Annotated in this window: 11 protein-coding genes; 8 read left to right on the forward strand and 3 right to left on the reverse strand. The window is 60.8% G+C overall.

The window, feature by feature from the left end; genetic code table 11:
* Nucleotides 1-288 precede the first annotated feature (288 nt).
* The 3 genes from H7C19_RS24435 to H7C19_RS24445 all read left to right on the forward strand — a co-directional run bounded on the left by H7C19_RS24435 (nucleotide 289) and on the right by H7C19_RS24445 (nucleotide 3,821).
* Nucleotides 289-1,098, forward strand: coding sequence for a phytanoyl-CoA dioxygenase family protein (locus H7C19_RS24435; RefSeq protein ID WP_185671702.1), 810 nt, complete (start codon nucleotides 289-291; stop codon nucleotides 1,096-1,098).
* 281 nt (nucleotides 1,099-1,379) lie between these two features.
* Entirely contained in the window at nucleotides 1,380-3,098 is a 1,719-nt protein-coding gene (locus H7C19_RS24440) for a glycoside hydrolase family 2 protein (RefSeq protein WP_185671703.1), read from the forward strand.
* Between the two features lie 3 nt (nucleotides 3,099-3,101).
* Nucleotides 3,102-3,821, forward strand: a complete 720-nt coding sequence (locus H7C19_RS24445; protein ID WP_185671704.1) for a glycoside hydrolase family 2 protein — start codon at nucleotides 3,102-3,104, stop codon at nucleotides 3,819-3,821.
* 84 nt (nucleotides 3,822-3,905) lie between these two features.
* Here H7C19_RS24445 and H7C19_RS24450 read toward each other — a convergent pair whose 3' ends face one another.
* Complete coding sequence (locus tag H7C19_RS24450; protein ID WP_313731997.1) at nucleotides 3,906-4,358, reverse strand: DUF4871 domain-containing protein; 453 nt, start codon at nucleotides 4,356-4,358, stop codon at nucleotides 3,906-3,908.
* Nucleotides 4,359-4,452: 94 nt separating this feature from the next.
* Nucleotides 4,453-5,952: an IMP dehydrogenase gene (locus tag H7C19_RS24455; RefSeq protein ID WP_185671705.1), complete on the reverse strand. Its 1,500-nt coding sequence runs from the start codon at nucleotides 5,950-5,952 to the stop codon at nucleotides 4,453-4,455.
* 416 nt (nucleotides 5,953-6,368) lie between these two features.
* Here H7C19_RS24455 and H7C19_RS24460 point away from each other — a divergent pair, with 416 nt between their 5' ends.
* The 3 genes from H7C19_RS24460 (at nucleotide 6,369) to H7C19_RS24470 (ending at nucleotide 9,219) form a co-directional block, all read left to right on the forward strand.
* Nucleotides 6,369-7,196, forward strand: a complete 828-nt coding sequence (locus H7C19_RS24460) for an SDR family NAD(P)-dependent oxidoreductase (protein ID WP_185671706.1) — start codon at nucleotides 6,369-6,371, stop codon at nucleotides 7,194-7,196.
* 335 nt (nucleotides 7,197-7,531) lie between these two features.
* Nucleotides 7,532-8,392, forward strand: a complete 861-nt coding sequence (locus tag H7C19_RS24465; protein WP_185671707.1) for an AraC family transcriptional regulator — start codon at nucleotides 7,532-7,534, stop codon at nucleotides 8,390-8,392.
* 26 nt (nucleotides 8,393-8,418) lie between these two features.
* Entirely contained in the window at nucleotides 8,419-9,219 is an 801-nt protein-coding gene (locus tag H7C19_RS24470; protein WP_185671708.1) for an alpha/beta hydrolase, read from the forward strand.
* A gap of 154 nt (nucleotides 9,220-9,373) precedes the next feature.
* On the opposite strand, the gene lepB is transcribed toward H7C19_RS24470, so the two are convergent.
* Nucleotides 9,374-10,117 (reverse strand): signal peptidase I, encoded by a 744-nt coding sequence (gene lepB, locus H7C19_RS24475; RefSeq protein ID WP_185671709.1) that lies wholly within the window; start codon nucleotides 10,115-10,117, stop codon nucleotides 9,374-9,376.
* Between the two features lie 550 nt (nucleotides 10,118-10,667).
* Between lepB and H7C19_RS24480 the strand changes: the two genes are divergently transcribed.
* Together H7C19_RS24480 and H7C19_RS24485 are read left to right on the forward strand one after the other, a co-directional pair.
* Nucleotides 10,668-12,056: a stalk domain-containing protein gene (locus tag H7C19_RS24480; RefSeq protein WP_246469739.1), complete on the forward strand. Its 1,389-nt coding sequence runs from the start codon at nucleotides 10,668-10,670 to the stop codon at nucleotides 12,054-12,056.
* Nucleotides 12,057-12,139: 83 nt separating this feature from the next.
* Nucleotides 12,140-12,997, forward strand: a complete 858-nt coding sequence (locus tag H7C19_RS24485) for a phosphate ABC transporter substrate-binding protein (RefSeq protein WP_185671710.1) — start codon at nucleotides 12,140-12,142, stop codon at nucleotides 12,995-12,997.
* The last annotated feature ends 66 nt before the right edge of the window (nucleotides 12,998-13,063 follow it).

A 13,063-nucleotide genomic window follows, 5' to 3' on the forward strand; every position in this document is an offset into this window, starting at 1 on the left:
CGGACTTTTTCAGTGGCCCCCTCGGAGGCGGGCTGGCCTTGCATCTATGTCAAACATGAAAGGGGAGTGAGTTCATTATGCCGGCGCAACCTTAAGGGAAGCTTAGCGGTACGTGATAGGGAGATAAAGAAAATGTGACGAACCTCGGAACGGCCGGCGGCGGGCGGAACAAGATAGCAGGATTCCTGGACTAAAATAGCAGTCCGCTTACTTCATCCGCAAGGAGAATGCCCTTAAGATAAGAGCAAGAGCAACGAAATCCAACCACTGCCGGAAGGGGAACGGAACATGACAACCGCAAACCGGAAAATAACGGAAGAGCAAAAGCGGCATTTCGATACCGAGGGGTATCTGATCGTCAAAGGCTTGTTCAACGAGGAGGATCTGGCAGCCATCGACCGCGCTTTCGAGGAGATCGGCAACCGGATCGTGCCCGGCCACTTCGAACCGGATCTGAATGCGGGCCTGTCGGATCCGTTAAAGCGATACCCCCGCGTCATGCACCCGCATCGCTTCGACGAGACGGCCAAGCGGTACATGCTGCACCGGCCGGTTCTGGAGGTGCTGACGGATCTGTACGGCGAACCCCCGTTGGCGGCCCAGAGCATGTTCTATTTCAAGCCGCCGGGCTCGCGCGGACAGGCGCTGCACCAGGACAACTTCTATCTGAAGGTGGAGCCGGGCAACTGCATCGCCGCATGGACGGCGATCGACGCGGCGGACGAAGACAACGGCGGGTTGCTGGTCGTCCCCAAGACGAGCGGCTATGACATCGCCTGCCCGGAGCTCGCGGACGCGAACGAATCGTTTACGACGCATTACGTGAAGCCGCCGAAGGACAAGAACATCGTCCCCGCCGCGATGGACCGGGGCGACGTGCTGTTTTTCAACGGCAACCTCATCCACGGCTCCTACCGCAACAAGACCAAAGACCGCTTTCGCCGGGCGTTCATTTGCCATTATGCGAACGAGTCGGCGACGCATATCTCCCAGTACTACAAGCCGCTCTACCGGGAAGACGGCACGGAGGTGGATCTCGCGGACAATCCGGACGGCGGCCCTTGCGGCATGGAATTTCCGTTGAACTATCCGCATTGACGGCGTTCGAACCGCCTTTGTCGCTTCAACGTTTCCTTGATTCCTTGCGAAAACCGCCGGTGGCGGTTTTTTCTTTATTTTGGGCGATGATAGGGATAGCGGGGGCGGATGCGACTGCCTAACGAAGTGCTAACAATTCATATGTAAACTGAAATCGCATCAACAAAATCAAACGAAATCGATAAAATACCTAACACAAATGCGGCCGAATCGGTTACAATGGTGCTTGACGCAAGGCTAAAACAAATTCCGTCAAGGAATATAGAGTAGGTGCTTAGAGGATGCAAAGCCTGTTGTTGAATGGCGTATGGGACCTCGCCAACGGCCGCACGGGGGATCGATACGAAGCCAACGTGCCCGGATTCGTCCAGAAGGACCTGATGGCGCAAGGCGTCCTGCCGAACGAATACGACACGTTGTTCGAACCGAAGATCGAGTGGGTCGAATACGACGAGTGGACCTACAGCCGCACCTTCGCGCTGGATGCGTCCATGCTCGCGCGCGAGGCGATCGAGCTGGTCGTGTCGGGCGTGGACACTTACGCGGAGATCTCGGTGAACGGCGTCGTCGTCGGCCATACGGAGAACATGTTCATCGGCTATCGCTTCGATATCAAGGGCGCGGCCAAAGCGCAGAACGTGCTGGTCGTGCGCATCGCTTCCCCGACGGAGACGATGAAGAAGAAGGAAAAGGCGTTCGGCGCGCAGCTGAACCTGTGGAACGGCATCTCGCCGCGGCTGTTCGGCCGCAAGGCGCAATACGGCTACGGCTGGGACTGGGGCGCGCGCGTGGCGACGGTCGGCATCCACAAGCCGATCCGGGTTGAAGCCTTCGACGTCTGCCGGTGCGGACGACTGGGCTACAGCATCACGCATTTGTCCGACCGCAAGGCGATCGTCAACGCTGCGCTGAGCGTGGAGAACGCGACCGGCGCGGCTGTCGCGGCGGCCTTGACCTACCGACTCTACGACGGCGACCGCGTCGCGGCGGAGCGGAGCGAGCAGGCGGCGCTGATGCCGGGCGAAGGCAAGTACGAGGCGTCGCTCGAGATCGCGGAGCCGAAGCGTTGGTACCCGGCGGGGCACGGCGAGCAGCCGCTGTACCGGCTGGAAGTGACGGTCGATGCGGCAGGGGCGCAGCCGATCGCGGCTTCGTGCACCGTCGGCCTTCGCGAGATCAAGATCGTCATGCCTTATGACGAGCAGGGCCGCAAGTTCATCATCGAGGTGAACGGCGTGCCGGTGCTGTGCAAAGGCATCAATTGGATTCCGCTGAAGCTGTTCCCGAATCTCGATACGGCCGAAGCGTACGATACGGAGATCGAGAGCATCGTCGCCGCCAACATGAACATGATCCGGGTCTGGGGCGGCGGCACGTACGAGAACCACGACTTCTTCGAGGCCTGCGACCGCCTCGGCGTCATGGTGTGGCAGGACTTCATGTTCGCCTGCGGCGACTATCCGGACGACGACGCGTTCAGCGCGCTCGTGCGGCAGGAAGCCGACTACGTGATCGCGGAATTCGGCGCCCATCCGAGCATCGTGCTCTGGTGCGGCAACAACGAGAATCAGGTGTTCGTCGAGCGCAGCCGCGCGCACCGCAAGCACGGTTACGGCGAGAAACTGTATTTCGAGGTGCTCGCGGACGCCTGCGCCGTCGATACGCTGCGGCCGTACTGGCCTTCGAGCCCGTATTCGCTGACGTTCGATCACACCAAGCTGGAGGGCAACTACGGCGACCTGCATTCTTGGTACGTCTGGGGCCAAGTGCATCCTTACGAGGAGTACCGCGAGGTGAACGGCCGGTTCCTGTCCGAGTTCGGGATGCAGTCCTACCCGTCGAACTACGTGCTGAACCAAGTCGATCCGGACGCGGATCTGCGCGATCCGAAGTTCGACGCCATGCAGAAGGCGCCGAACGGCATTCAGCGGTTGTTCTATTACACGGTAGGGGATTACCGGTTGCCGGCGGCGAAGGAGGACTTCGTCTACGCCAACTAGCTGATGCAGGCGAACGCGCTGCGCTTCGGCGTCGAGCACTGGGTATCCCGGATGCCGGACACGTCCGGCGCGCTCATCTGGCAGTGGAGCGACCTGTGGCCGTCGATCAGTTGGGCGCTCGTCGACTACGGCAAGGTGCACAAGCCTTCTTACTTCTATATGAAGCGAAGCTTCCAGTCGCCGAACGCCTACGCCAAGATCACGCCTGGCGTTACCGAGGCCGAGCTGTACCTCATCCATGACCGCGGCGACTTCGAAGGCAAGATCGAGGTGGCGTTCTACGACCTCGCGACGGACCGCGTCGTGAAGTCGGAGACGCGCGAAGTTCGCGGGCAAGGCTGCCGCTCGACGCCTGCCGGAACCTTCTCTTCGGAGGGATTCGACCCGGCGGCGACGATCGTGTACGTGAACCTGTTGATAGGGGACGAGCTCGTCGCCAGCAATACCTACTTGCTCGGCAAGCCGCACCAGCTCCGGTTGAAGCCGGCAACGGTCAGCGTGACGCAGGAGACGCTCGCGAACGGGGATACCCGGTTCACGCTGACGGCCGATACGTTCGCGAAGGACGCGGGTCTTGCGGATCTGCCTGGCGCGCTGTCGGACAATTACTTCGATCTTCGCGCGGGCGAGTCGAAGACGATCGTGCTGAAGGGCGCGCTGCCGGAAGGCGCCGCCGTGAAGCCGGTATGCTGGAATCAAGTGAAGACGATCGGCTACGTCTAAACGAATACGCGGCAAAAAAACCAGGAATTCCGCCTGCACGGCGGAGCTTCCTGGTTTTTTGCGTGACGGAGGCAGAATCGCGAATCAGCTGTCGATCTCGTAGATCAGCGTATCGAACAGCTTATCGTCGGCATAGAGATTGATCGCCCATTCGCCCGCAGTCGGGATTCGGACCGTCGAGGGGAGATGGGCATCCGCGCCGTTGTGGGGTCCGCCGAGCTTGATCGTCCAGTCATCCGTCGACACGAGAATGGGATGAACCGTTCTCGAGGCCTTGTGGAAACCTGCGACGGTCAGCTCCGTTCCTTGCCCTGCGCCCCACAGATGCCACATCCACTTTTGGCCGTCCAGACTGGGCCTATCCGCGCCGATGACGGCCGAACGGTTCTCGTTGCCGATGAGGTTGCTGTCGCCCAGCCGAACCGCTTTTTTCTCCCAATCGATCGTCTCGAAGTCCTGTTCGTGGACGAAGCTCGGGATGCCTTCGGGCAAGAGGATGGCTTTCTTGTCTTTGGCGAGGCAAGACGTCGTGAGCACGGAAATGCAAAATAAAAGTAGAAGGGCCGCCATTCGACTTCTCATTCGATCACCTCAACGAGCGGATTGGGGGGCGCTGCTTCGCGTGCGGCGTTCATTCGCCGGACAAGCCGGTGTCCTTGATCATGACGTCATGCGCGCCGCCTTCGACGAGGCTCGTGGCCGAGACGAGCGTGATGCGCGCTTTGCGCTGCAGCTCCTCGATGCTCGTGGCGCCGCAGTTGCACATCGTCGATTTGATCTTGCCGAGCGTCTTGTCCAGGTTCTCCTGCAGGCTGCCTGCGTAGGGAACGTAGGAGTCGACGCCCTCCTCGAACAGCAGGTTCTCCTTGCCGCCGCTGTCGTACCGCTGCCAGTTGCGCGCCCGGTTCGAGCCTTCGCCCCAGAACTCCTTGACGAAGTTGTTGCCGACCTTCAGCTTGCGCGTCGGGCTCTCGTCGAAGCGGGCGAAGTAGCGGCCCATCATGACGAAGTCGGCCCCCATCGCGAGCGCGAGGGTGATGTGGTAGTCGTGCACGATCCCGCCGTCCGAGCAGATCGGAACGTAGACGCCGGTCTCTTCGAAGTAAGCGTCCCGCGCTTCGGCCACCTCGATCAGCGCCGACGCCTGGCCGCGGCCGATCCCCTTCTGCTCGCGCGTGATGCAGATGGAGCCGCCGCCGATGCCGACCTTCACGAAGTCCGCGCCCGCTTCCACGAGGTAGAGGAAGCCCTCCCGGTCGACGACGTTGCCCGCGCCGATCGGAATGTCGAAGTTCGCTTTGACGAAGGCGATCGTATCGCGCTGCCACTCGCTGTAGCCGTCCGACGCGTCGATCACGAGGATGTCAGCCCCGGCTTCGACGAGCGCCGGCACCCGTTCCGCGTAGTCGCGGCTGTTGATGCCCGCGCCTGCGATGTAGCTCTTGTTCGCGTCCAGCAGCTGGAGCGGATACTCCTTGTGGCCGTCGTAGTCTTTGCGGAAGACCAGGTGCTCGAGATGCTGGTTGTCGTCGACGATGGGCAGACAGTTCAGCTTGCGCTCCCAGATCAGATCGTTGGCCTCGGGCAGCGTCATGCCGGAACGGCCGCAGACGAGCGAGGCGAACGGCGTCATGAAGCTGTGGATCGGTTTGTCCGGCGCGTCGCGGCTCTCGCGGTAGTCGCGGCTCGTGACGATGCCGAGCAGCTCGCCGTTCGGCGTGCCGTCGTCCGTGATGGCGACGGTGGAGTGGCCGGTCTGGCGCTTCAGCGCCTGGACGTCCGCGAGCGTGTGGTCCGGCGTCAGATTAGAGCGGCTGACGACGAAGCCGGCTTTGAACGATTTGACCTTGCGGACCATGTCGGCTTGGTCTTCGATCGATTGGGAACCGAAGATGAAGGAGACGCCGCCGCTGCGCGCGAGGGCGACGGCCATGTTGTGATCGGAGACGGCCTGCATGACCGCGGAGGAGAAGGGGATGTGGAGGGAGAGCTTCGGCGTCTCGCCGCGCTTGTACTTGGCGATCGGGGTCGCGAGGTTCACTCGGTCGGGCGTGTGTTCGCGTTCCGTCAAGTTCGGGATGAGCAGGAATTCGCTGAACGTCCGCGAGGGCTCCGTGTAATACTTGGCCAATGGTATCGTCCTCCCTGGAATAGGTATTCGTCGCAAGGTAAATTTTTTCAATAGTATCATTTGGGACCCGGGTTGGCAACGAATATTTTTGCAGAGAGGAGAGACGCCGCGAAGCGGTTGGGCCAAAGGAGGAAGCTCTCGTGGTAAATCTTTCTTGAACGTTGGTTAAAGAAATGCTAAACTTCCCATCTAAGGAGGGATTGTCTTGGCCGGGCACAAGGAGTGCGATACGGCTGCGGTTCTTGTCAAAGTGATGGATTTCTTCTGGCTGCATGGTTATGATGGCACTTTTTGATATTCGATAGAAAGACCGTCCTTTTTTTTTGCTGAATATTTTAATTATCATTCAAAAAAGGTGCTTGGGTTATCCGTATGAGCGTTCAAAGGATCAAAATGGCGTAGAGGAGAGATGGGTCATGACAAAGACATTCGTGATTACAGGCGGCACGGATGGAATTGGTGCAGCTGTCGCGCGCGCGCTATTTTCAAGGGGAGACCATGTCGTCGTGATCGGAACGGATCCGAAGAAGGGGGATCGGCTCATTCGAGAGTCCGCCAACGCGTCAGGAAGCGTGGCTTTCGTCCAGGCAGACCTCAGTCTGATGTCGAGTACCGAGCGTACTGTCCGTGACGTGATCAAGGCTTATCCCCGAATTGATGGCCTTGTCCTGTGCGCGCGTTACTTCCGCACGCATCGGTCGGTCACCTCCGAAGGATTCGAAGACAACTTTGCGCTCTTCTACCTGAGTCGTGTTCTGTTTAGCTACGGGCTGCTCGGCGCTCTCGAGAGATCGGATAGCCCCGTCATCGTCAACGTGGCCGGGCCAGGCCACGATACGCCGATCGATTGGGAAGATCTGCAGAGTGCCAAGCAATACGATGGCGTGAATGCGATGTTCGTAACCGGACGGTTCAACGATCTGCTCGGGGTCACCTTCGCTGAGCGACATGCCGAGAGCCCGGTTAGGTATGTGCTGTTCCATCCGGGAACGACATCGACGAGCTTCGCCGGTGAGTTCGATGCTCCGACGGCGGCGTATATTGAACTGCAGAAGGCGCGTGCGAAACCTGCCGCCGATGTCGCACCTCCGATTATCCGGCTTCTTGACGAACCGCCCAAGGAACCGCTCAGCGCGTTCAATATGTACACGGAATTGAGTGTTCGAAACCATCTGTTCTCACCCCAGTCGGCGGCTCGTCTCGCGGAAATGACGGCAGAGCTGCTGGAACTTGATGCGAAATAACAACCGATGCGCTTCCGCGTCACGAACCGAGCTGATTGCGATACGCGCATACTTTCAACAGATCAATATTTAAAAAGCTTGAGCGGCTAAAGGGAAACGGTGCTTCGATATAACAGCGGCAGTCCAGGACTACATTTTTTCGTCCACGACCGCCGCTGTACGCCGCCGATCTGCCGGAGTCTTCGGCATTGGGGCTTGCCATGCGCGGCATGCGAAGTTATTTTAGTAGAGAATGAGAATGTGCCTTTCCCCGTCCGCGCTCCTCCGCTCGGAGCCTGAGCATCCGCCAGGCGGAAGGCCGTCGAATGACCCTGCAAGGCTTGGAGGCATGGCCGATGATGAAAGCGCATTACCAACTGCCGGCCCCGACGTATGCCCGGTATGCTTGCTATCCCGAGTCGGTCGGCCGCTATAGCGGGGATCCCCGGCATGTCGCCGTGCGCGAAGAGGGCGTGTTCCCGTATTACAATCTCCATCTCGTATGCGGGGGCCAAGGGTATCTCGTTCGGGGCGGCGAGCGGATCGAACTGCAGGCGGGCGAAGGATTCCTGTACCCCAAGCATGTCCGACAGGAATACGGCTCGTCCGCGTCCGAGCCCTGGGACATCCGCTGGGCGCACTTCGATATGCCCGTGCCGCTCGCCATGCTGGACGGAGCCGATCCGGGCGAGGTTTGGCTGCTGTCCTACGACGATCGGGAGCGGGTCGAGCGGCTGACGGACCGGATGTACGACTTGGGGACCGCGTTCGAGACGCGCAGCGAACCGGAGATGTCCGCGCTGCTGTACGCCTTGCTTGCCGAAGTGCTGCCCCGGTCGAAGCGGGATGCCGGAGCCGCGCTGCCCAGAGAGCAGCAGGCGGCGATTCGCGCCGTGGCCGATTCGGTCCGCGGCCGCTGCCAGCTGCCGTGGTCGCTGGACAGGATGGCCGCGCTGTCGGGGTATAGCGCTTATCATTTTCACCGGTTGTTCACCGAGGTGCTCGGACAGACCCCGAACCGCTATCTGCAGGCGTGCCGGATCGTTCGGGCGAAAAGTCTGCTGGCCTCCACCCGGCTGCCGGTCAAGGCGGTCGCGGACGAATGCGGATTTGCGCAGGTCAGTTATTTCATCCGGTCGTTCCGCAAAGCGGAGGGCTTGACGCCCGCCGACTATCGGAGGGTGTTCGGACAAACGCAATCGCACGAGTACGATTAATCGAAAAGAGAGGAAGGGGATATCAAATGGAGAAAGAATGGTTGCTGTGGGAACAGGGGGCGCCCTACGCGACGGGAGAGACCGATGAGGATCGCCCGGCATTGACCCCTTATCTGCTGGACGGAACGAGCAACGCCGCGGTCATCGTCGCGCCAGGCGGGGGCTACGGCATGCGGGCCGGGCACGAGGGCGGGCCGATCGCCGAATGGCTGAACGGGATCGGCGTCTCCGCCTTCGTCCTGCGCTACCGGGTGGCTCCTTACCGTCACCCCAGCCCGCTGCTGGATCTTCAGCGGGCGATCCGCACCGTTCGGAGCCGGGCGGAGGAATTCGGCGTCGATCCGTCGCGGATCGGCATTCTCGGCTTCTCCGCGGGCGGCCATCTCGTCACGACGGCGGCCACCCGCTACGATGCGGGCCGGCAAGACGCCGAGGATCCGATCGAGCGGGTATCCAGCCGCCCCGATCTCTTGATCGCCTGCTATCCGGTCGTGACGCTGCAGGACCCGCACACCCACGAAGGGTCGCGCCTCAACCTGCTCGGCCCCGAGCCGGACGCCGCGCTTACGGAGCTGCTCAGCAACGAGCTGCAGGTAACGGCCGACACGCCGCCCACATTCCTCTGGCATACGGCTGATGATGCGGGCGTGCCCGTGGAGAACAGCTTGTTGTTCGCGGCGGCGCTCAGCAAGCATCAGGTGCCGTTCGACCTGCACGTCTACGCGCACGGCCGGCACGGTCTCGGCTTGGCCGAGGCGGACGCGCACGTGAACGGCTGGCCGGCGACTTGCGCTTCCTGGCTCCGGATGGTCGGATTCGCGCCTTGACCGATCGATCCATACGAGCAAAAGGCCGCGTCCGCGGCGAAAGTCTCCAGAGCGAGCTTTCGTCCGCGGCGCGGCTTTTTTTGCGTCAAGTTTCATCTATAAGTTTCACGCCTCGACGATCTTCCGATCCGTCGCATCCCCGTTTTATCGACGACTATCTTTGCGCTCCGTCCGCTTTCCCCGTCGAACCCACGACCCGGCCGATCACCCGGTCGGCGGCCAGCGGGCCAAAGACGAGGCTGTCGTTGCCGCGCATCGCCGTGTCTCCCAGGACGAAGTAGGCATCCTCCGGTATTTTTCGCTCAGCCGCGTTCATATGGAAGATCGATTTCGCCGTCCGTTGGCAGGCTTCGCCGCATTCGCCCGTGCCCGGCCGATTGATCGTGCGGAAGTACTCCCTTTCCGTTTGTCCCCCTATTCGAAGACGTCCGTAGAACGCATCCAGCTGCCGACCGTCGATATAGATCTGACCGTCCTTGATCCGCACGGTCTCGCCGGGCAGGGCGATGACGCGGGCGATCTCCGCATCGGGGAGGCCCGCCTGGGCTTCCGGCGAGGAGCGGACGGTCTCGGGCAGCGAGAAGTAGACGACGTCTCCGCGCTGCGGTACGCGATCCGGGTAGGTCATCGGATGGATGACGAGCGGACCGACCAAGTCCGATGAATAGGAGCTCTGCAGCCCCCACATGTTGTCATCGAAATGCGCCGCCGGCAGGAGCCCCGGTCTCGGCTCTACCTGAGCGAGCTTCAATGGCGTATGCGTATCCCTGATTGGAGGCGGGCTCCCGCTCGCGGGTCCCAGCCACATCCACCAGAGGACGCCGAGGAGCAAGACCGCGCAGACGGCCGTCAACCGAACGGACGGAAAAGGCTGCGCCGTTGGCTTCCGCATCGCCATGTTCGTTCACCACCGCCATCCTGATTTCCTATATGGACGCAGCTTCCGCCCAAAAGTTTCCATCCGCTCGCAGTCTCGCCGAGAATCCCTCTTCCGAGGGGCTCAAACCCGGGACCCTGCCGCCGGGAAGGACCCGGATCGCAAGGCGTTTCCGCCGAAAAGGAACTTTCTGCCCGGGCGCTTCGTCCCGCGAATCGACGGATTCAACCGACCCCGGACCCAATCCGATTGCAAACGGCAGGAAAAATTTACATTTAGAAAATATAGGCATCAATCCCGCTTTACAATTCCTCCTTATAATTACCTTTGTAAAGAGCCGATTTTACAATCTACCAACGAGAGATTCGGAGGGATCGAGACTCGCGGAACGGGTTGGGTCGCAAGATTGAACGGGAACGGATGCAGCAAGCAAAGCACGGATTCGAGAAAAACGCGAAGCAAGGCGACACGGTTTGAGCTAAGACGATGCAGAGAGGCGCAAGCGAGGCTTAGGCCGCTCGGTATCGTGACCAAAGAATGATAAAAGAAGGGTGACTAGATGCCAATGTCCATGAAAAAAGCAATCGGGGTAACGCTTCTGGCAGCAGCCGTCAGCACATCGCTCGTAAGCGCGGCGTCCGCCGCAACGACTACGAAGGCCGCAGCGGTTCAAGTGCAGCAATCCACCTTCGCGATCAACTACCAGGCTTCGACGATCCGCACCGTGAAGCAAAGCGGCGAGACGCTGGTAGCCGTACGGGATATCGCAGCGGCGCTGAACGCGAAGCTGTCCGTACATAACGGCATCACGACGGTTGCGCTGGACGGCCATACGGTCGATCTGAAGGCAGGCGACAAGAAGATCACGGTCGACGGCAATGCGGTCAACCTGAGCCAACCGGTCAAAAGCGTAAACGGAACGGCATTCATCGCGGTTCGTCCGCTCGTGCAAGGACTGGGCGGCACGCTGGCCACGTCGGGCGGCCAGATCGCGATCAACACGATCAAGCTGCTCGCGGGCGCCGAGAATCCGCGCTTCGTCCGCGCCGGACAGATCCTCGTCTCCGTCCCTGCAGGCGAATCCCGCACGGAATACCTGATCGACGCGAAGACCGGCAAGTCGAGCGAGCTGCTGAAGACGACGGACGCTTCCGATCTGATCGTCGCGCCGAACGGCGCCAAGGCAGCATACACGGATTCGACCGGCGCGGTATACGTCATCGACCTGGCTACCAAGCAAAGCGCGCAAGTCAGCGCGGATACGAGCATCAAGGCCGAGCTGGTATGGGCGGCGGACAGCAGCCTGCTGTACTTCCTTCAAGGAGACAAGGGCACGGTCATCGCGCAGCTTGACCCGGCCAACGGCACGATCAAGACGATCCTGGACGACAAGGTCGACTACAAGTCGAGCCTGAACGTCTCCCCGGACGGCAAGAAGTTCACCTACGTCGTCACCGCGCTCGGCAAAGTCACGAGCGACGCGACCAACGTTGACGAAGACAAAGTATCGATCGACTTCGCGGGCACGGGCGGCCAAGTCTACCTCGTTGACGTATCGGTCGAGAAGCCGGCTGCCGTGAAGCTGACGACGACGTCCGACGACAAGCTGTTCCTGCAATCCGCGGACGGCAGCGCCGCCTACTACGTCAGCGTTCCGGAAGGCGACGGCAACGCGAGCGTCGTCGCCGTCGACAAAGACGCCAAAGCCTCCGCGCTCTTCGGCGAAGGCGACGTCCTGGAGATCGCCCTGTCCGGCGGCAAGCTCTACGTCCTGACGCAAGTCAGCGACAGCGCGACGGCCGTCTACGAAGTCGATCCGGCGTCCGGCGCCAAGACGAAGCTGTACGATCTGTCCGGCGACGTCTCGGGCTTCATCGCGAACGGTTCCGAGATCGCGGTAGAGAACGGCGGCCAAGTGTACGCCCGCATCGGCGACCAATGGAAGCCGATCACCAAGTAAGGCGAAAAGTCTAACAACGCCCGCAAGACCAAGGAATCAACCTAACCATTCATCATGCAAGAACTGAGAGGAGCCCTTATCCCATGAAAAAATGGTTCAAGAGCCTTACGACGATCGCCCTGGCGGTCTCCCTGACCGCGGTCGGCGCATCCGCCGCCGGCGCGGCAAGCAGCCTCAAAGGCAGCGTCGTCATCAACGGATCTTCGGCCCTGCTGCCGCTGACCCTGCAAGCGAAGAACGAATTCCAGAAGCTGAACCCGAAGGTGAAGATCTCCGCGTCCGCCGCCGGCTCCATCACGGGCCCGCAATCGGTCCGCAAAGGCATCGCCGACATCGGCGCGGTCGACTGGGACGCTTCCCTCGACGTGCCCGGCTTCAAGAAGTTCGACGGCCAAGTGGCCAACCCGGTCGCCGTCACCGTATTCGCCGCGATCGTCCACAAGGACGTGAAGGTGGACAGCTTGACGACGAAGCAGCTGCAAGACATCTTCTCCGGCAAGATCACCAACTGGAAGGACGTAGGCGGCGACGACGCGAACATCGTGGTGGTCAACCGCAAGTTCGGTTCCGGCACGCGCGTCAACTTCCAGATGAAGGCGCTCGAAGGCAAAGAATTCATGAGCAAAGGCGACAACTACAAGGAAACGGGCTCCAGCGGCGAGATGAAGACGGCCGTCGAATCGACCCCGAACGCGATCGGCTATATCGACCTGCCGTACGTGACGAGCAAGATGAAGGCCGTCAAGATCAACAACGTCGCGCCGAACGAAGCGAACGTCCTGAACGGCACGTACAAGGTCTGGGGCATCGGCTACTTCATGACGAAGGGCCAACCGTCGGGCGCGACCAAGGCGTTCATCGAGTACATCCAAAGCGAGAAGTTCCAACAAGGCTCGCTGAAGAAGCTGAAGTTCATCCCGCTGTCCGCCGTCAAGAAGTAATCCGCGTCTCGAATCGCTCCCTATGAATATATCGAAGAGCCAGCCAGCTTCAGCGTCATGGCGCCG

It is taken from the genome of Cohnella nanjingensis (assembly GCF_014212125.1).
Lineage (GTDB): Bacteria > Bacillota > Bacilli > Paenibacillales > Paenibacillaceae > Cohnella > Cohnella nanjingensis.

Coding starts and splice junctions, on each gene's coding strand:
- H7C19_RS24435 (WP_185671702.1), top strand. CDS start 289: ATGACAACCGCAAACCGGAAAATAACGGAAGAGCAAAAGCGGCATTTC.
- H7C19_RS24440 (WP_185671703.1), top strand. CDS start 1,380: ATGCAAAGCCTGTTGTTGAATGGCGTATGGGACCTCGCCAACGGCCGC.
- H7C19_RS24445 (WP_185671704.1), top strand. CDS start 3,102: ATGCAGGCGAACGCGCTGCGCTTCGGCGTCGAGCACTGGGTATCCCGG.
- H7C19_RS24460 (WP_185671706.1), top strand. CDS start 6,369: ATGACAAAGACATTCGTGATTACAGGCGGCACGGATGGAATTGGTGCA.
- H7C19_RS24465 (WP_185671707.1), top strand. CDS start 7,532: ATGATGAAAGCGCATTACCAACTGCCGGCCCCGACGTATGCCCGGTAT.
- H7C19_RS24470 (WP_185671708.1), top strand. CDS start 8,419: ATGGAGAAAGAATGGTTGCTGTGGGAACAGGGGGCGCCCTACGCGACG.
- lepB (WP_185671709.1), bottom strand. CDS start 10,117: ATGGCGATGCGGAAGCCAACGGCGCAGCCTTTTCCGTCCGTTCGGTTG.
- H7C19_RS24480 (WP_246469739.1), top strand. CDS start 10,668: ATGAAAAAAGCAATCGGGGTAACGCTTCTGGCAGCAGCCGTCAGCACA.
- H7C19_RS24485 (WP_185671710.1), top strand. CDS start 12,140: ATGAAAAAATGGTTCAAGAGCCTTACGACGATCGCCCTGGCGGTCTCC.